Source organism: Peptacetobacter hiranonis (assembly GCF_008151785.1).
GTDB lineage: Bacteria > Bacillota > Clostridia > Peptostreptococcales > Peptostreptococcaceae > Peptacetobacter > Peptacetobacter hiranonis.
The window spans coordinates 2,269,615-2,289,135 of record NZ_CP036523.1; the positions used below are offsets into that span (position 1 = coordinate 2,269,615).

Below are 19,521 nucleotides of genomic sequence, written 5' to 3' on the forward strand. Positions count from 1 at the left end.
TCTCATTTTTATTGAAATTTCAATACTTTGAGCATAATCGATATTTTTTATCAACTTCTCTATAACAATCTCTTATTTTTTTAATTTTTTCATTTTCTCCTATCACCTTGACAAAAAAAGTCAAGCATATTATTTTATAATTAATATTCACTTTCATTTATTAAACACTATTTATATTTTAGGAGGTTGATTATGAATAATGTATTGATAGCATTTTGTTTTACACTTGTAGCTGGACTCAGCACTTCTATAGGGAGTCTGATAGCCTTTCTTACAAAGAGTACAAATAAAAAATTCCTTTCTGTAAGCTTAGGTTTTTCAGCAGGTGTAATGGTTTATGTATCTATGATAGAAATTTTTCCAGAAGCTCAAAGCTCAATTGCATCTGCTTTAGGAGAACGAATGGGCTCAATTCTTACCGTTGTAGCTTTCTTTGCAGGAATGTTTGTAATAGCTATTATAGATAAATTAATTCCTTCAGAAGAAAATCCACACGAATTAAAGTTGGTTGAAGACCTAGAAAATAAATCAGATAATAATGCAAAACTTTTAAGAACAGGTATGTTTACAGCCCTAGCTATTGCTCTACATAACTTTCCTGAAGGGCTAGCTACATTTGTATCAGCATTAGATGATCCTGCACTTGCACTTCCAATAGTTTTTGCAATAGCAATACACAATATTCCAGAAGGAATTTCTGTTTCAATACCAATCTATCACGCAACAGGTTCAAAGAAAAAAGCATTCCTATATTCTTTTATTTCAGGACTTGCTGAACCAATAGGCGCATTAGTTGGTTGGCTAATACTTATGCCTTTTATGAACGATACAGTATTTGGAATTATATTTGCATCTGTAGCCGGAATAATGGTATTTATATCATTTGATGAATTACTTCCAGCTGCTAGAGAATATGGAGAGCACCATCTTTCAATATATGGCTTGATTTCTGGTATGATGCTTATGGCTGTAAGTTTATTACTTTTTATATAATATAGATATAAAAAACGGGATACTGCAATAATCTGCAATATCCCGTTTTATTATTCTATTAAATTTTTAAATTTTATTCTCTCACAATAAATTGAATTTTATCAAATTTTGTTTCTACATCTATAAATTCTTTTATTTTGTTCTTTTTACCTGCTGAAATATCCTTGCTTAAATATACAATTACATTCAGATTTTCATGCTGCTTTTCTTCACTAGAATCCCATTCCTTCAAATATCCAGCACTAACTTCTGAAACTTCAGGATATATAACGCCCAACTGTTCACTAAGCTTTCCTACATCTAATGAAATTCCACTTATTCCTATTGGCTCTGTTGTATCTTCTTTTTCCTTTTCAACCATTTTCATAGCAAAAATTAAACTTGGAATTATTATTATAGCTGTATTTCTGATAAGTACTGCTCTAAATTTCTTTTTCCGCTCATCATCTCTTTCAGTCTTTTGAGGTACCTTCATAATTAAAAGACCTATTATTGTCGCTAAACAAATAAAATATGTATTTATTATAAATAGATAAAGTGCACCCGCAAAATACTTAAACGACTTTATAGCTATACCGTATCCTGCTGTACAAAGTGGCGGCATAAGTGCTGTAGCTATTGCAACACCTGGTATTACATTTGATTTTTCTTTTCTAGTAAATCCTATTATTCCGGCAAATCCACCAAAAACAGCGATTAAAACATCCCATATTGTAGGTGTAGTCCTAGCCAAAAGCTCTGGTGAAGCTGTTGTTATTGGAGTTATTGTAAAATATATTGCAGAAGTTATAAGGCACGTAATTACCTGGAATAAAAGTCCTAAAATAGAGTCCTCTGTTTCATCTATATCACCAGTTGCTATTCCATATCCTATAGCCATTATAGTACCCATAAGTGGCGATATAAGCATCGCACCAATTATAACTGCGGTAGAGTTCATATTAAGCCCAATTGACGCTATAAATATTGCAAAAATCATTATACAAAGATTTGTTCCTCTAACTTCTCCACCACTTACTATTCTTTCATGTATTTCATCATAAGAAGCTGTATCACCATGTATACTAAAGGCTAACTTTAAAACATGTTTTATATGTTCTTTCATTATCTCTCACTCCGTTCTTATTGAAAATTCATCCTTTTATTATATTATTTTTTCCAAAATATCTCAACATAATAACATATTAATAAAAAAGGACTATTGCAAATCTGCAACAGTCCAATTTTTATCTAGGCTATTTTTTATTCTTTTTAGATTTTCTAAGCAATGCAATTAATACAATTGATGCAATTAAAAATACACTTCCCCAAACAATTAAATTTCCATTATCCCCTGTTTGAGGTGTTTTATTATCATTTTTAGATGAATTTGTTTTATCATTTGAATTAGGTCTATTAGTAGTTGTTCCACTGCTATTTCCAGAACTATCACCACTATTAGGTTTTTCTGGTTTATCCTGATTTTCTGATTCTTGCTCACCTGTTCCAGGCTTATCGGGATTTTCTGGATCAGGTTTATCAATTTCAGGCTCCTCAGGTTTCTCTGGTTTAGATTCTTCTATCTCAGGTTTTTCTGGACTAGGCTTTTCCGGTTCTGGAGTTGGCTTGTCTGGATCTATTGGTGGACTAGGTTTATCGGGATCTATTGGTGGTTTTGGATCCGTAGTTCCTCCTCCACCACCTCCACCTTGTTTTTTATTGTTTTCAATCTCAATTTTTACAAGCTGCTTATCCTTTTCAACATTGAAATAATACATATTATCACCTTCTGGCAATTCATACCCATCTGGTGCCTTTACCTCTTTTAATGCATAAGACCCTATTGGAAGTATATCAAATTTTATCTTTCCATTTGAGTCTGTTATATGGTGTTGAGCGTGGAATAAATGATATTCATCATCTAATCCTCTGTAGTATAGTTCAAACTCAGCACCCTCAAGCATAATATTTTTATCATCTGAGTCTACTTTTATTATCTCTACTGGTGCATTATGTCTAGGATCTATTTTATTTTTTACCGGAGCCAACTCAATATCTAAATGCACTTTTTCTACTTTAAACTCTATTTTTTTAGCATAGCCAATCATATATCCAATTGGCGCTGCTCTTTCTATCCAATAGTACTCTCCTAAAGGAAGTTTTAAATTTATCTCTCCTTTAGAATCTGTGATATATCTATAATCTCCATAATGTTTCCACTCTGAATCTTCGTCTTTTTTAAACAACTCAAACTCAGCACCTTTTAATAACACATCTTGATTATCTGCATCCACTTTTTTCAGCTTAACTGAGCCAATAGTTTTGCTGTTTGTAATTTCTATAGTATCCACTTTAAAGTCTAACTTTCCTTCAAATTTACTTTCATCTACTATAATCTCGTGATGAGTTTCATCCAATGCATATCCATCAAGTGCTTCGACTTCAACTATATGATATTTACCACCTACTTTTAGATTTTCAAATGTAACTTTCCCATTTTCATCTGTTTCTTTAGGTGTACCAATTTTAGTTTCTTTTAAACTTGTTCCACTTCCTTCTACGGAATAAAGTTGGAATTTAACACCTTTTAGCGGTTTATTATTTTCTTCATCTTTCTTTATTACTTCTACAAAACAATCTTTTACACTTTCGTCTACTTCATTTTCAACGTCTATTTCAGCCCATTTATTTAATTTCAACGAGCTTACTTCTTTTATATTTTCGTCTAAAATAACTCCATTTGGAGCTTTTATTTCTTTATATAATATTTTCGCTGCATTATCGCTATCGATAAATTCTTTAGGTAGAATTAATTTTATCTCGCCCTTAGAATTTGTAACAGCTTCATCCGTAGAATCTACTTCGTTTTTATTAGATGTATACTCGTATATTCCATCTGAAATCTTTTTAAAATGCAGCTTATTTTCTTCACTTTCGCTTTTTTTGAAGAAATTAAATGTAACATTTCCTATAGGTATACCCTTGTCTTTTACAGTCTTTTTAAGATATATACCTGTTTCACCCTTTTCATTTTCGATGGTTATTTCTACTTTATCTGGAATAGAATTATCTTCTTTTTCCTTTACTTCAAAATAATACGGCTTAGGATCTTTTTCTAAAAGGTATCCTTCTGGTGCTTTTTCTTCTTTTATAGCATATTCTCCTGGTGGTAGTATAAGATAAATTTTTCCATCTTTATTGCTTGTATATTCACCGCCATACTCTACCCAATGCTCATTTCCTGCACCATCGATAATTTTTTTAATTAAAGTAAATTTAGCTCCACTTAAACTTATATTATTATCTTTTTTATCTACTTTTGTAATAACAACTTCTCCAAGTGCACCTTTTTTATTTCTAATCCGAGGAAATAAAACTGGTATTGGATTACCATCTTTGTCAAATGAATCCTTATTTATTTCAAAGTATATTCTACTTTCGTCTAAAATATATCCATCTGGAGAATCTATTTCTTTTATAAAATAATTCTCATTCCAATCCAAGTTGTCAAATACAACATTACCATTAGAATCAGTTGTCTTTGATTCTCCAACTTTTACATCTACGTATCTAACTTTATCGGGATTATTTGGATCGTAGTCTGGATCTCCTGGATTTATTTTTTCTACCTTTTCATAAAATAATTGGAATTTTGCGCCTGCAAGTGCAGCTTGAGTTTCTGAATCCATCTTATGAAGTTTCATTATACCCTTTAGATGACTATTTTCAACTTCTTTAGATACATACAGATAATCTCCATCTAATATTCCTTCATTTAAATCTGTTGCTGTTTTTACAATTATCGGCTTATCTAATTTTTGATACCCTTTTGGAGCTTCTACTTCGGTAATCTCATACTCTGTAGTTGGTTTTAATCCTGCTATTTTTAGCTCTCCATCAGATGAAGTGTACATTTTAGAATCAAAATCTCCATCTATAACCTCATATATATTTTTATCTTGATTATATTTTAATTTTAAATTTTCTGTTGCTCCAACTTCTTTTATAGTAAAACCTGCTCCACTTAATTTAACTTTTTCTCCATTTGAAGTACCGTATTTATCTATTTTTATACCGTAGCCATATTTTTTATTACTAGTTCTTTTTATTAGCCCTGGAATCCTGTCCTCCCTAGGTTTTTCAGCATTTTCAGGATATACATAGTCATTTATAGAGAATAATATCGGACTTTGGTCTAGTATATATCCATCTGGAGCTTTTACTTCTACCATATAGTACTCTTCCATATTAAGACCTTCAATTTTACCATCTCTGCCTTTCATATCCTCAAGTCTAATAACTCCATCTTCATTTGTAGTACCTATAGCTAAACATTCATCGTATTCATTTGCTAATCCTGTGTCTATTATCTTATCACTATTTTTTAATTCTTCAGGATTTGGATTTGGTTTTTTACTACCGCCTCTTTCCATAAATAACTTATATGTAGCTCCCTTAAGACCTTTACCTTTTTCAATCTTAGCTCCATCATAAAGCCAGCCACTTTTATACTCACCATCTAGCTTGCCAACTGCCATTCCTTCTATATTTGGCGCACCTTGATCAATATCATATTTTACTAAAGCTATTTGAGCTTTTTTCTTGTAGTTATTTATAATATTATCTTTTACTACAACGCTACTATCACTCAAACCATTATACAATTTTACATACTTACCACTATTTCCGGTTACAGAATTATTATCATTTATAACATCTTTTAGAGTAATATCAAAATAAAAACTATGGTAATCTCTAGTATAATTATCAGGTGCAATCATTTCTGCTATTGAATAATGTCCAAGAGGTATATTTTTAATCTCTAAATTACCATTTTCATCTGTAGCAGCTAGGTTCAATTTATCTACACCAGGTATAATACTAGATTGATAGTTTGCATAGTTTATAGTTGATTCTAGATGCTCTTTTATTGTATTAGGAGTATAGAAATAATCTGTTTTAGAATTTGATATATCTACAATTTCCCATTTGTTTATATCATCTGGATTTTCTTTCCATTCTTCCTCAGTTCCTATAAATCTAAACATTGCAAATTCTGCATCAGAAAGATTTTTTCTACTTATACCATCTTGCTTCGTAACTTTTAAATTTGCTGTTCCAGGGTTATTTAAAACTCCATCCTCTCCATTTATAAGAACATGTTTATCAGAGTCCATTCCTTTTCCTGCTGTTGGTAATTCTTTTGACAATTCAAAAGTATATTCTGAATCTGATAATACATATCCCTCTGGAGCTTCAACTTCTTTTAGTTTGTACTCCCCTTCCTCTAATCTATGTATGCAAAGATTTCCATCCTTATCTGTAATCAACTCATCAGAACCTTTATCTGTTTTCCAATATATTTTATGACCATTTACAACCTGACTTTTAAAGCCGATTACTTTTACATAATTATTATCTATAGTCTTATCTAGATTTATTTCTTTGGCGGATACTTTTTTATAAAGCTCAAACTTTGCGCCCTCTAATGGACGCTTACTTGTTGAATCTCTTTTTATAAGTTTTACAGATCTAGATATGTTTGGAATAAGCTTGTACTCTACTCTATCTGTTTTTGTCTGCAATTTAATTGGAGTTTGGTCTAAATAATATCCATCTGGAGCCTTCTGTTCAACTAGATAGTGCTTATGACTTGAACCTAGCCTTTCAACATCTAGCCTTCCATTTTCATCTACATCTAAATCTACAATTTCTCCTTTAAGGTTTAAATCAGCATCTTTTCCTGTATGTGAATATACATATGACGTACCACTTTGACTTGCATCTTTATCAAAGAATCTAGCTAAATTGTCGTCACTGATAATATCCGTAACCTTTTTATTATTTGCTTTGCAATAAATCTTAAATTTAGCTCCGGATAAACCAGCTTTATTTGTTTCTACATTTTTAATATCTTCTACACTATTTCCATTATCAAATATCTTATCTGCCTTTTGTAAAATAAGAGATCCCAGCGCAAAGTTTCCGGTTATGGTATTTTTGAAGTTTAAATCGTTTACTGTATCCTCTGATGAATACTCTTTACCACCTATAGTAAGCTTTACATCATTGTGATATGTTGTAACAGAAGTGTTTATTGATTCTGATTTATACTTTATAGCAAACCCAAATACTTTATTATCTTTATAAAATTCAGCTGTTTTTCTGTATCTTTCCGCAGCTGCTTCCCATTTTTCTTTATACTTCATACCATCTCTTATATAAATATCCTGATCTTCTGGAAGTGATTTCAATGCTTTTTCTGTATTTTGGTAGTCACTAGACATTGCTATAGTCTTTCCAGATGAGTTTACTTTTAAATCTTTTACCTCTTCCATAATACTAAAATCAGGTAGAGGAACTATTAACCGACCACTCTTATCTTTTAATGAAAGTGTTGGTTTTACTCTTTTATCACCTTTCCACAATTTATAGCTAATATCCCATTTTAAAAGACATTCTCTCGCTTTTGCCTTACCTTCTTCGTCATTATAATCCCGCAAAGATGTTCTTCTAACTAAATCTCTCAAATACTCGCTATTTCTTTGAAAATTCTTTACCGGTGAATTTTCTCCGTTAATAGACTTTATGCTATTTTCTTCAGCTTCTTTAGTTAATTTATCTAATCCTTCTTTTGCCCAATTATATTTACTATCTTCATTTGTTGCCATTTCCCAGGTAATACCCTTTGAGCTATCTTTAGTACCTAAAATACCTAAATTTATTATGAGCTTTTCTTTTTTAGATTTTAAATCCTTCACTACTGTCCAACTCAATGGAGTATCTTTTACTTGCTGAATTACTTTATTTATTAAATCACTATTATTAGCATTATCTCCATTTATATGCTTAAATTTATCCGCTGTTATATACGTTTTAAATGATTCATTTCCATCATACTTATCATCACCATCAGATCCATTCTCTAAATGATTTGTTCCTAATGTTATCATTGGTAATTCTACATAGAAAGGAGCATTTACATATCTTCCTTCTTTTGTGCTATAAAATTTCTGATTTGAATCTAAAGTATCTTCTACTATGCAATATCCTGCACTTTCTGATGGCTCAATCCCATCCTTTAAGAATTTTTCCCCTAACTTTTGTAGGTCATCAGCATACATAACCCTCCACTCTATCTGTGGTGTTTTCATACTGTCATCAGACGTATCAGATACTTTTCCTTTTCCAAAAGGTATTGGTTTATTATTAAATGGTGGTGGGAGAACAGGTGTCCATCCTTTTCCACCTTCTAAGTTTGGATATATTGGAGTAATAGTTTCACTAGGTGTAACTGTTATACTTCCAGTTTTACCACTAGCATCTATTTCTACGTTATCCATAGTAGAATTAAAACTTCCACTTCCTTGTACCATAGCCTCTATACTATTAAGGTCGAATAATCTTATATACTTATTAAAAACTACTTTATACTTTAATTCTCCCGTATTTACATCGTATGTAGCTATTCTATCTCCTACTTTTATGCCATTTATTATTAACTTACTTTCAGACTTTAGTGGTAAATTTAATCCCTTTATTTTAAAAACTGTTGTTTCAAACCAATTACCTTCATCCCAAATAATACCAATATTATCTTTTGGGTGCCAAGCAAACAAGTATGTAAAACTATCACCAAGTGATATAGTTATATTTCCTCCTTTGTACTCTTCCCCATTTATAAACACTTTTATATTCTTTTCTATCTGATTATCTGGGATTTTTTTATTTAGGTCTGCTTCCTCTTGCATAGATAAATTTTGTAAATTTATCAATTCAATCTTTTTCATTTCTTTTTCCGGAACACCATAAATTTTTTCTTCTATTTCTATATCATCTAGATTTGGCTTCATATTATCAAGCCATTCAGGTTTATCCGGCCAAGCTACAACATCATTCTCTTCATTTGGTTTTTCATTATTATTTTTAGATTCTTCTTTTTCTTTATCTTTTGATTCTTCGTATTTATCATTTTCCAAATTCTCTTTATTCTCTTCTTTTGGATTTTGTTTATCCTCCTGCTTCTCATTATCGACTTCTTCAGTTGATATATCCTGGCTGCTATTCTCTTCACTACGATAGCTTTCTGCCTTATCGGTATTCTCATTTAACTCAAATGCAAATATTCTCATATCAACTGAGCTTAAAAACATTGTAAGTGCAAGAGCTAAGGTTATTATTTTATTTCCCGCAAACTTCATTATTATTTTTTCCTCCATTTTAGATAAGTCAATTAAATTAATTGCTTATAACTTAGCTTTATTTGAAGTTTTCAAATTGGTTAAATTTTTCAAAAAATAAAAAATGCCTAGAGAATCTTAAACCTTTTTTTGGTTTTAATTTCAGCTTTCTCTAAACATAAATAATCCCTCTAATTGATAAAATTACGTTTTTATTTTACCCTCATACGTAATTTTTTTCATACTGTTGTAGCATATTTTGTACCACCTCTAATACAAAATATTTTATTAACTAAACTAGTATACAACTTTTTTGGGCAAAGTCAAATAATTTTTATTAAACTTTTTGAAGAATACTGTATCCTTTGAAATTTATGGCTTTTTTTGCATCAAATTATCATTTACCGCCATTATTTTCTTATTTGATAAAAATTGTCATTTTTATCACTATTTGATTTTTCTTTTCTATTGACAATGATTATTACTTTTTGCTATCTTGTTATTGTAGAATTGATTTTGAGGAGGAAACGATTATGGATTTAACAAAAGCTCAGTTAGAGCAAGAATATACAATAAAAGATATACAGACAGATGATGAGGAACTTAACGCATTCTTATTCTCACTTGGATGCTACAGCGGAGAAAAAATAACCGTAGTTTCTAAATTTGGAAAAAGCTATGTAGTATCTGTAAAAGACGGTCGCTACAATATAGATGTAAATCTAGCAAAAGCAATTTTAATATAATAAATTTATTTTTATTAATTATTTAGGCAGTAATGTAATCATAAAATATATTTTTAATGGGATTGGTTTTAATCGCAGTAAAAAGGAGGAGGATTTAAAACATGAGGATAGCTTTAGCAGGAAATCCAAATAGTGGGAAAACCACTATGTACAATTTATTAACAGGAAGTAACGAGCACGTTGGAAACTGGGCTGGGGTTACAGTAGATAAAAGAGAAAGTACTCTTAAAAAGAACTACTGTGCTACAGCAATTGAAGAGGTTGTCGCAGTTGACTTACCAGGAGCATATTCAATGTCTCCATTCACATCTGAAGAAAGTATAACAAGTGGGTATGTAAAACATGAAAACCCAGACGCAATCATAAATATAGTTGATGCTACTAATCTTAGCCGTAGTTTATTCTTCACTACTCAGCTTCTTGAACTTGGAATACCAGTTGTAGTTGCACTAAACAAAAGTGATATAACAGATAAAAAAGAAACTAAAATAGACGTAGCAAAATTATCTGAAGCTCTTGGTTGCCCAGTAGTAGCTACTGTTTCAACTAATGAAAGAGGAATAGCAGAAGTGGCTGCAAAAGCTATTGAAGCAAAAGGAAAAAAACAGGTTGCTCCTTATCATCAGGGAGAAATAAACCTTCATGATAAAAATGAAGTTGAAAAAGCCGATAGAAAAAGATTTGAATTTGTAAATAAAATAGTTAGTCAGGTTGAAACTCGTAAAGTATTAACAAAAACTAGAAATACTCAGGATAAAATAGATGCAGTTTTAGCTAATAAATGGCTTGGTATACCAATATTTGCCGTTGTTATGTGGCTAGTATTTGATATATCTCAGTCAAAACTTGGACCTTTCCTAGCAGATATACTTGTTGGTTGGATAGAAACATTCCAGGGATATGTAGCTGAAATGGTATCTGGAGCATCTCCGTTCCTACAGGCACTTCTTGTAGATGGTATCATAGGTGGTGTTGGAGCCGTTGTTGGATTTTTACCACTAGTTATGGTTATGTATTTCTTAATAGCACTTCTTGAAGATTGTGGATATATGGCTCGTGTCAGCGTTGTTATGGATCCAATATTTAAAAGAGTTGGTCTTTCAGGAAAATCTATAATACCAATGGTTATAGGTACTGGTTGTGCTATACCTGGCGTTATGGCTTGTCGTACAATAAGAAATGAAAGAGAAAGAAGAACTACTGCGATGCTTACACCATTTATGCCATGTGGTGCTAAACTTCCAGTAATAGCTTTATTTGCAGGTGCATTCTTCAGTGATGCATCTTGGGTAGGTACATTAATGTACTTTGTGGGAATACTTTTAATAGTACTTAGTTCTCTACTTATATTAAAAATAACTGGTCATAAATATAGAAAATCATTCTTTATAATGGAATTACCAGAATATAAAATACCTAGCTTAAAAAGAGCTGTAATATCTATGTTCTCAAGAGCAAAAGCTTACATAATAAAAGCTGGTACAATAATACTTGTTTGTAATGCCGCAGTTCAGATAATGCAGTCATTCAACTGGCAGTTACAGTTAGTTCCAGAAGGTATGGAACATACTTCAATACTAGCTTCAATAGCTTCTCCATTTGCAGTATTATTAATACCTTTAGGATTTGGAGCTTGGCAGTTAGCAGCTGCAGCTATAACAGGATTTATAGCTAAAGAAAATGTCGTAGGTACAATAGCTGTAGTTTACGGATTAACTAACTTCATAAATGTAGACGATCTTGTTTTAACAGGTGGAGCTAATACAGTTGCAACAACTATGGGACTTACTTCAGTTGCAGCTCTAGCATATCTAATGTTCAACCTTTATACACCACCTTGCTTTGCTGCAATAGGTGCAATGAACTCAGAAATAAAAGATAAAAAATGGCTACTTGGTGGAGTTGGACTTCAGTTCGCTGCAGGTTATACAGTTGCATTCCTTGTTTACCAGATAGGAACACTTATAACTACTGGTTCAGTTGGACAGGGATTCTTACCAGGGCTTGTTGTAGTACTTGCAATAGCAGCATTTATAATAAGACTTATAATGAAAGAAAATAAGAGATTCGACGAAGAATACTCTTTAGGAAATAAATCAGTAGCTTAATTTATAAGCATATAGAAATTAAATTTTGAAAGGAGGAGATATTTATGGCTAATATTGTAGTAATCTTAATACTTCTAGCTATTATAGGAGGCGCAACATTTTATATAAGAAAAGCTAAAAAAAGTGGTGTAAAATGTATAGGTTGTCCATCTGCAAAAACTTGCTCCTCTTGCAAAGGTGCAGCATATTCAGACTCAAATGGCTCTTGCTGTAGTTGTGGTTGCCACAAATAACTTAAAATATACAAAATAATATATATCATATATCCCCCAAAATATGCTATATATAGCCTATTCGCACTAACTGGGCAAAATAATAAACCCCTTAGGATAAAATTCTTAAGGGGTTTACTTTATTTTAACTTTATTCTACTACTTTATTATTCTCTGTAGTTTTTTCAGTTTGTTGATTTTCTGAGCTTTTTATTAAATTTCCTAAGAAAACATTAGCTGAATCTGATTTTGTTTCAAGCATTTTTTCTACTGTAGGTTTTGAATTATTTGTATAATTTAAAACTAGCTTAGATCCATCCTCTACCGCACAATGGTCGAGCATACCAGCATAACTAGATACTTCTCCATCTATGTTTAAAGTAGCATTTAAATTTCTACATACATAGAACATTCCATTCATATCATTTACATTTTTTGTTTCTAAATTTTCTAGATTTACATCTCTTAAACTTTCACATGATGCAAACATATAAGACATATTAGTTACATTTGATGTATTGAAATTACTTAAATCTAATTTAGTTAGATTTAAACACCCTGAGAACATATAACTTGTATTTTCTACATTATCTGTATCCAAATCAATTAAATCTATCTCATTTAAATTTTTACAGTTTGTAAACATAGCCATCATATTTGTTACTTTTTTAGTGTTTAAATCATTTAAATTTATTTTAGTCAATCCATTACAGTCTCCAAACATATAACTCATATTTTCTACATTTGATGTATCAAAATTACTTAAGTCTATACTTTTTAAATTTGAGCATTTAAAGAACATATCACTCATGTCAGTTACATTTTTAGTATTAAGCTTACTCAAATCAACGCTTTCTAAACTAGTACAGTTTGCAAATATACTGCTCATATTTTCTACATTTGATGTATCTAATTTATCTGTATTTATCTTTTTTAAACTACTACATCCATTAAAAGCATATTTCATATTCACAACTTTTGAAGTATCCAGATTACTTATATCTACTTCTTTTATATTTTCAAAATTATTCATAAAGTAATCACTTTCTGGATTTGCGTATATTGTTTTGTTTGATGATATATATACTGTGTTGTCTTTTATATATGCAACAACTTCACCACTTTTATTTTCGTCTAATTTAACGTGGTTTATTTTATCTATATCTTTTGGTATTCCTTTATTAAATACAACTTTATTAGCTTTTGGGAATCCCTTTAACATTCTTAATTCAGAGTTGAAGTCTTCACCAATCATTAAAGTGTTACTTATATTTTGACCTTTATTTTTGTCAGGATTTTCTTTTTTCTCTTCTTCCCTCTGTTCATTTTTTTCTATATTCTTGTCTTTATCGTCTTTTTTATTCGGTTTAGTGTCTTCTTTCTTTGTAGGTGTTTTATTATCTTTAGATGTATTAACTTCGCTTATTGTTACCCCAGAAGAACTTGCTACAACAAATCTTATATCCATAGGAAGTCCACCTAGCTGAGTTGTATTTATATTCTCTAAAAGATTCAAATTTTCTGTCCTGTTGACAAGAACAATTCCTTCATCTTTTGCAAAATATGATCCTGAAAGTGCATCTACAAGTGTTTCACCATTACAGAATGATATAGACTTTCTGTCTTTGTAAAACTTATCTAAAACCATTCTATTGGTTTCGTATCTGTTTTTACCACCTATACGATCTGAATTTGTACTCTCTTGTATGCTGTTTGAAACAACGTCTTTTCCGCCTATTATGCTGTATTCTACATTTTTTACACTATCAATACTTTCACTGTTGGGTTTAGTTAAAATTATAGGACTTACATCTCTAGCTGAAACAGGAGCAATACTCATTGCATCAGCTTGCCCAGTATATCCATTTACTATGTATGCTTTCTTATAATTTCCAATATACTTAGCAATTTCTTTTGAAGTTTCTACTCTATCTCTTCCACCAATTCTTGTAATTTTTTTTCCTGAAAGTCTCTTTTCAAAATTTTTTGGTATGGCGCTATCTCCACCTATTAAAATTATATTTTTAGCTTTTTTTATAGTTTTTTCAGTAGTATTATCAATATTATCTGGATTTATCGGAACTATATCAGCCTTTAATTTCCCCGAAAGTGCTGCAGCTGATAAACCATCAGACATTTCTTTTGAAGCATTAACAAGAATTAATGTATCCTTATTTCCACTGCTTTCTAAAATTTTCGAGCTAGTTTCGTATCTATTCCTGCCAATAAATTTGGTGTGAGAATGATGACGTTTAGATGCTATTTTTACTACCTCTGTGCCATTAGATTTCTTTTTAGCCTTATATTTAAAAGATTCGGCTCCTGAAGAAAAGTTACTTATTGATAATAGAATCGCTGCTATTGCAACTGCAGCTATACCTTTGTTCAAATTCAAAATATCTACCCCCTTAAAATGATTTATTGAATTTTTAACTGCTAAGCTTTTGAATTTAATTTTAATTAAAATTTAACCTTCCCAACAGTTTTTGAAAATACCCTTATTAAACATAATTAAACATATTTCTTTCAAAAAATTATTAATCACTAAATTTATAATCACTTTTACAATTATTTTCTTTATTTTATAGAATATTTTAAAATATATTTACATTTTTACTTTTCATTTAATTGTTGTAGTATAATGTATTCATATACTTTTAGATTTATAAATATCTTTCAAATTAATAAATATATATTGGAGATTTTGAGATGAAAACACCTAAAAAATATTCTGATTTAGTAAATCAAAACAAAATAACAGAAGAAATACTCGGCGAAGTTATTTATTCCATAAATAAAAGGGCAAAGAATTGGCGAAATCAAAAGAGAAAATATAAAAACTATCTTTTAGATCAATATGATAGTTATGATAACGCATTAGATAACGAGAAAAAATACTATAAAATGAAATCTGATATGTTAGAAAAATTTGAACCTATTAAAATTCATAAGGAATTGAGGTTTAAAAATTTTCAACGAAAAGTTTCTGAAAAAGATTTAGAATATAATCAATTAGATGATAGTGATATTTTTAGAAAAGAAATTAAAACAGATAGAGCAACTGGCGAAAAAGTTATGTATAAGTTGGTTAGGTATAAATTAGATGATTCATTATATTATCTATACTATGAGATTGGTGGATATACTTTTCATCAACCTATAGAAAAGTCTGAATTGGAAAATTTTAAGGATTTAGAGGTAGATGTTTTAGAGAACTTTGAAACTTTTGGAAGAAATACTACTGAGCTCTTGAGTGTCCAGTTTTGTAAGAAAGTCTACGAGAAATTTATGGATAATAAATTAGAAATATTATAAAAATAGAATAGAGCACATAATTTATTTTATGTACTCTATTCCTTTAATTTTTAAAAACCTACATATGCATATCTAGGTATCATTCTTTTCTTCAACTCTTTATTGCTTCTTATATATACATTCATTAAATAATTATATAATTTTTCAGTTGGCCAACTATGCTCATTATCAAAAATAATATCCATAGATAACCTTATTCTAGGAATATAGGAATTTGTTATTCCTTCAAATTCTAAACTTATTTCATCTCTATAGCCAATATATCCATCAGTATCAAGATAATCATATATATCTAAACCTCTATATTTTTCAAACTCTAAAGCATTACAATATTCTCGTACTAACTTTATTTCTAAATCAGATAATTTTATTCCATAAGAAAAAGTTACTATTTTTTCCTCTTTTTCAATAGATATAATCTGTTTATTAAAATTATTTTTACAACTTTTTACAAGTATTCCAGGATTTGTAAAATCACTTAATATTAATTCGCCAAATACATCATAGTATCCATAACCAATAATAGACGGCATATTTTTTACGTATTCAAAAGTTTGAAAAGATAGTTCTTTAGAATCCAAGTCTAATAATAATCTATCTAATTCTCTACCATACGTCGTATGAGTGAATTGAAGTTTAGAAAAATAAATTTTTTCATTCAAAATATTCACCTCTGTATTAAAAAAATAATTATACTTTTCCAAATATATAGTATAATTATAATATAAATATAACTTTTTTTATATAGTTCGCATAAAAATATTTTTGATATAAATAAAAAGAGGTGATTACTATGACTAAAGATAACAATTATAATAAAAAATATAAAAATGATAAAGACGAAGAATTTTACGCATATGGTATACCTATAGGTCTAGGAATTGGAACAGCTTTAGGAATAGTTTTTGACTAGCTTACAATGGGAATAGCTATTGGTACATCTCTTGGAGTTTTATTTTCAGCTTTATTTAAAAATAAAAAAGATAAAAACAATAAAAATTAAACAAAAAAGCTATCGTAAAATTTAAAATGGTCCCTATGTCAAGGACATATATAAAAAAGTCTTAAGCAGCAAGCAGCTGACTTCTATATTGAATAGGAGTCAGCTGTTTTAAATTCCACTGACAACGATCATTATTATAATAATCCATATAATCATCTATTAAACTTTTTAACTCTTCAAATGTATTGCAACTTTTATAATCTATTTCATCTTTCATATGACCAAAGAATGACTCCTGCGGAGCATTGTCCCAACAATTACCTTTTCTAGACATAGATTGACCTAAATTATATTTTTTTAACAAGTTCTGAAAAATAGTACTTGTATAATGAACTCCTTGATCAGAATGAATAAATGCATCTTTATGTAATTTGTCTGAATTTGATAACATGAGATTGTTAATAGTTGAAATAACAATATCCATTTTTAAATTCTTCGATAAATGATACGATAAAATTTCATTCGTAGAAGAATCTTTTACAGTTGATAAATATGCTGTTTTCCCATTGCCGTACGGCATATACGTAATATCAGTTAAAAGTACTTTTCCTGGTATACCTTGTTTAAATTCTCTATTCAATTTATTAGGAACTGTGTGATGTTCTTTTCTTGCTTTTCCCATACGTTTAGCTGGATTTGACTCGCGAATAGGACATTTAATTCCATATTTTTTCATTATTCTTTGAATTTTTTTTCTGTTAAATATTATATTAAATTTACTTTTTAAAATCATTTTTATTGAACGAGAACCTTTTTTGTATCCTCTGAACTTATATGCTTTAAGAATTATTTCTTTTGCTTCTAAATCCTTTTCTTCTTGTTTGCTTATTACATTCTTGTTTTTTAAATAGTTATAAAATCCAGATCTAGATACTCCTGCAACAATACATAGATGTTTTATCATTTTTTTTAAACAATATTTATTTATTACATCATTAATTAATTTGAATATTTTCACCGAAGGTAGCTTATTATTCATCACCTGCCTTTCTTCGAAGTCTAGCTTTTTTACTAGTTCTAGCTCTGCTTTAAGATATGCTATTTCAGCATCCTTCTTATCTATTATCTCTTTATCTGTTAATTTTCTTTTTCTTGGTCTTCCAGAATTATTAACTCTAGAATCATCTAGTCCCAAAATACCATTTTCTTTATATGACTTTCTCCATCGCTCGCTAGCGCATTTAATACGTTTTGCACCTATGATGTTAGTGTCAAAACCTGCTTCTTTAAATATCTGTGTTGGATTTTTTCCCTTATTGTATTCTGTTATGAAATGTATTTTAAATTCATTTGTATATGTTATTGATTTACAGCTTACATTCTTTACAAATGGATTTTTTGATAGCTCTAATGTTTCTTCTTTACTAAATTGTTTTTTACTCATAAATTACTCACCTCTATATTAAAATTATACAAAAAAAGAACCTATAGATGAAACACCTTTTTACAAGTGTCCATTCTATAGGTTCCATTTTAATTTTCACGATAGCTTTTTTATTTTTCATAATCTCTTTTTTATATTTATCTATTTTCCTAGAAATCCTCCATCAACAGGAATTATTGCTCCACTTACATAATCAGATGCACTACTTGCTAAGAAAATCGCCGCTCCCTGTAGATCCTCAGGTTTACCCCAACGATGCATAGGAATTCTGCTAGTTACTTCTTCATATTGTTTTGGATTATAGCTCTTCATGTTTGCAGTTAAGTCTGTTTCCATATATCCTGGAGCTATTGCATTTACCTGTACTCCACGAGATGACCATTCATTTGAAAGAGCCTTTGTAAGCTGCATAACAGCACCTTTTGTTGCAGTGTATGCAGGTATAGACTCACTTCCGATAAATGATGTCAACGAAGCTATATTTATTATCTTTCCACTTCCCTGTTCTAGCATCACTCTTCCTGCAATCTGAGAAATTTTGAATAAAGAGCTTAGATTTACATTTATAATCTTGTCCCACATTTCAACTGGAAACTCATCAGCCTTGCAACGATACTGCATTCCTGCACAGTTTACAAGTACATCTAGTCTATTATCTAAAATTTCCATAACCTCATCAAAAACAGATGCTATGTTTGCTGCATTATCTAGGTTAAGTACAACACCATGAACTACTCCACTAGTATTGTTTTTAAGTTTTTCAACAGATTCGAATACTTTTTCTGATGTTCCAGTTATCACTACTTCTGCACCAGCTTTTAGAAATCCTTCTGCCATACCATATCCAAGACCTCTACTTCCACCAGTGACAAGTATTTTTTTGCCAGTTATATCAAAAATATTAAAATTATTCATATCTATTCCCCCTATTTTTTTAAATATTTTTTAAGAACCTATTTAATTGTACACCTAATTGAGTGGGATTATCTATATTAATTGATTTTTTCATCCAATTATCTAAGAAAGAAATTTGCTCTTCTGTATGGAACCAATGCTCTCCATTTTCCATTATTGTCAGATTTGCATTATGATTTTTAACAAATTTATTTACTGTTTCTAAAGATGTTAAATTATCATTTTCTGCATACAATATCTCTGTTGGAACTTCCCAATTTATTTTATTTTTTCTAGCAAAACATAAATATTCCCAAGATAATACTTCGCCAAAATCAGTACTTATTTCCCCTTTTTCTAGTAGCTCTTGTTCAGATACATTTGCCCATATCATCATATCTAAGATTAATCTTTCCATATCAAGAATAGGAGATATAAACAGAGCCTTTTCTATTTTATAATCTTGCAAGGATAACATTGTAAAATATGCTCCTATACTATTAGCAATAATATATATTTTTTCATACTCTTTCTTTACATCTTCGTATATATTTTTTATTTTATCAATTACAATCCAAGGAAAATCTACTTCATAGTCTAAACCTATAATATCAAATCCTGGACAATTTTTCTTATAGCTTTCGGATTCAAGATGATTTCCACCTTTTCCATGTATGTATATAATTGCTTTTTTCAAAATAACACCC

General features: G+C 29.9%; 12 protein-coding genes. 5 read left to right on the forward strand and 7 right to left on the reverse strand.

Features of this window, described 5'->3' with window-relative positions; genetic code table 11:
* The first annotated feature begins 192 nt into the window (after positions 1–192).
* Entirely contained in the window at positions 193–993 is an 801-nt protein-coding gene (gene zupT, locus KGNDJEFE_RS10565; protein ID WP_006440617.1) for a zinc transporter ZupT, read from the forward strand.
* A gap of 73 nt (positions 994–1,066) precedes the next feature.
* Here the strand turns inward: zupT and KGNDJEFE_RS10570 are convergent, their stop codons facing one another.
* Both KGNDJEFE_RS10570 and KGNDJEFE_RS10575 read right to left on the reverse strand, forming a co-directional pair.
* Positions 1,067–2,098 carry a TIGR00341 family protein gene (locus tag KGNDJEFE_RS10570; RefSeq protein WP_006440616.1) on the reverse strand — a complete coding sequence of 344 codons (1,032 nt, stop codon included), beginning with the start codon at positions 2,096–2,098 and terminating at the stop codon, positions 1,067–1,069.
* Between the two features lie 130 nt (positions 2,099–2,228).
* Positions 2,229–9,173 (reverse strand): SpaA isopeptide-forming pilin-related protein, encoded by a 6,945-nt coding sequence (locus tag KGNDJEFE_RS10575; protein WP_040410612.1) that lies wholly within the window; start codon positions 9,171–9,173, stop codon positions 2,229–2,231.
* Positions 9,174–9,685: 512 nt separating this feature from the next.
* On the opposite strand from KGNDJEFE_RS10575, the gene KGNDJEFE_RS10580 reads away from it, so the two are divergent.
* From KGNDJEFE_RS10580 to KGNDJEFE_RS10590, 3 genes are all read left to right on the forward strand, one after another.
* Complete coding sequence (locus KGNDJEFE_RS10580; RefSeq protein ID WP_006440614.1) at positions 9,686–9,898, forward strand: FeoA family protein; 213 nt, start codon at positions 9,686–9,688, stop codon at positions 9,896–9,898.
* Positions 9,899–9,999: 101 nt separating this feature from the next.
* Positions 10,000–12,006, forward strand: coding sequence for a ferrous iron transporter B (feoB, locus tag KGNDJEFE_RS10585; RefSeq protein WP_006440613.1), 2,007 nt, complete (start codon positions 10,000–10,002; stop codon positions 12,004–12,006).
* Positions 12,007–12,050: 44 nt separating this feature from the next.
* The gene (locus KGNDJEFE_RS10590; protein ID WP_006440612.1) at positions 12,051–12,239 is read left to right on the forward strand and encodes a FeoB-associated Cys-rich membrane protein; all 189 of its coding nucleotides are present in this window, start codon (positions 12,051–12,053) and stop codon (positions 12,237–12,239) included.
* 130 nt (positions 12,240–12,369) lie between these two features.
* On the opposite strand, the gene KGNDJEFE_RS10595 is transcribed toward KGNDJEFE_RS10590, so the two are convergent.
* Positions 12,370–14,613, reverse strand: coding sequence for a BspA family leucine-rich repeat surface protein (locus tag KGNDJEFE_RS10595; RefSeq protein WP_050754676.1), 2,244 nt, complete (start codon positions 14,611–14,613; stop codon positions 12,370–12,372).
* 314 nt (positions 14,614–14,927) lie between these two features.
* On the opposite strand from KGNDJEFE_RS10595, the gene KGNDJEFE_RS10600 reads away from it, so the two are divergent.
* A complete protein-coding gene (locus KGNDJEFE_RS10600; RefSeq protein ID WP_006440610.1) occupies positions 14,928–15,533 on the forward strand; it encodes a hypothetical protein in 606 nt (201 codons plus the stop codon).
* A 50-nt stretch (positions 15,534–15,583) separates the two neighbouring features.
* On the opposite strand, the gene KGNDJEFE_RS10605 is transcribed toward KGNDJEFE_RS10600, so the two are convergent.
* The 4 genes from KGNDJEFE_RS10605 to KGNDJEFE_RS10620 form a co-directional block, all read right to left on the reverse strand.
* Positions 15,584–16,195: a hypothetical protein gene (locus KGNDJEFE_RS10605; protein WP_040410611.1), complete on the reverse strand. Its 612-nt coding sequence runs from the start codon at positions 16,193–16,195 to the stop codon at positions 15,584–15,586.
* A gap of 402 nt (positions 16,196–16,597) precedes the next feature.
* Positions 16,598–17,920 (reverse strand): IS3 family transposase, encoded by a 1,323-nt coding sequence (locus tag KGNDJEFE_RS10610; RefSeq protein ID WP_148881763.1) that lies wholly within the window; start codon positions 17,918–17,920, stop codon positions 16,598–16,600.
* Between the two features lie 141 nt (positions 17,921–18,061).
* The gene (locus tag KGNDJEFE_RS10615) at positions 18,062–18,835 is read right to left on the reverse strand and encodes an SDR family oxidoreductase (protein ID WP_006440607.1); all 774 of its coding nucleotides are present in this window, start codon (positions 18,833–18,835) and stop codon (positions 18,062–18,064) included.
* A gap of 19 nt (positions 18,836–18,854) precedes the next feature.
* A complete protein-coding gene (locus KGNDJEFE_RS10620) occupies positions 18,855–19,511 on the reverse strand; it encodes an alpha/beta hydrolase (RefSeq protein WP_006440606.1) in 657 nt (218 codons plus the stop codon).
* Positions 19,512–19,521: the final 10 nt, after the last annotated feature.

Coding starts and splice junctions, on each gene's coding strand:
- zupT (WP_006440617.1), top strand. CDS start 193: ATGAATAATGTATTGATAGCATTTTGTTTTACACTTGTAGCTGGACTC.
- KGNDJEFE_RS10570 (WP_006440616.1), bottom strand. CDS start 2,098: ATGAAAGAACATATAAAACATGTTTTAAAGTTAGCCTTTAGTATACAT.
- KGNDJEFE_RS10575 (WP_040410612.1), bottom strand. CDS start 9,173: ATGAAGTTTGCGGGAAATAAAATAATAACCTTAGCTCTTGCACTTACA.
- KGNDJEFE_RS10580 (WP_006440614.1), top strand. CDS start 9,686: ATGGATTTAACAAAAGCTCAGTTAGAGCAAGAATATACAATAAAAGAT.
- feoB (WP_006440613.1), top strand. CDS start 10,000: ATGAGGATAGCTTTAGCAGGAAATCCAAATAGTGGGAAAACCACTATG.
- KGNDJEFE_RS10590 (WP_006440612.1), top strand. CDS start 12,051: ATGGCTAATATTGTAGTAATCTTAATACTTCTAGCTATTATAGGAGGC.
- KGNDJEFE_RS10600 (WP_006440610.1), top strand. CDS start 14,928: ATGAAAACACCTAAAAAATATTCTGATTTAGTAAATCAAAACAAAATA.
- KGNDJEFE_RS10610 (WP_148881763.1), bottom strand. CDS start 17,920: ATGAGTAAAAAACAATTTAGTAAAGAAGAAACATTAGAGCTATCAAAA.
- KGNDJEFE_RS10615 (WP_006440607.1), bottom strand. CDS start 18,835: ATGAATAATTTTAATATTTTTGATATAACTGGCAAAAAAATACTTGTC.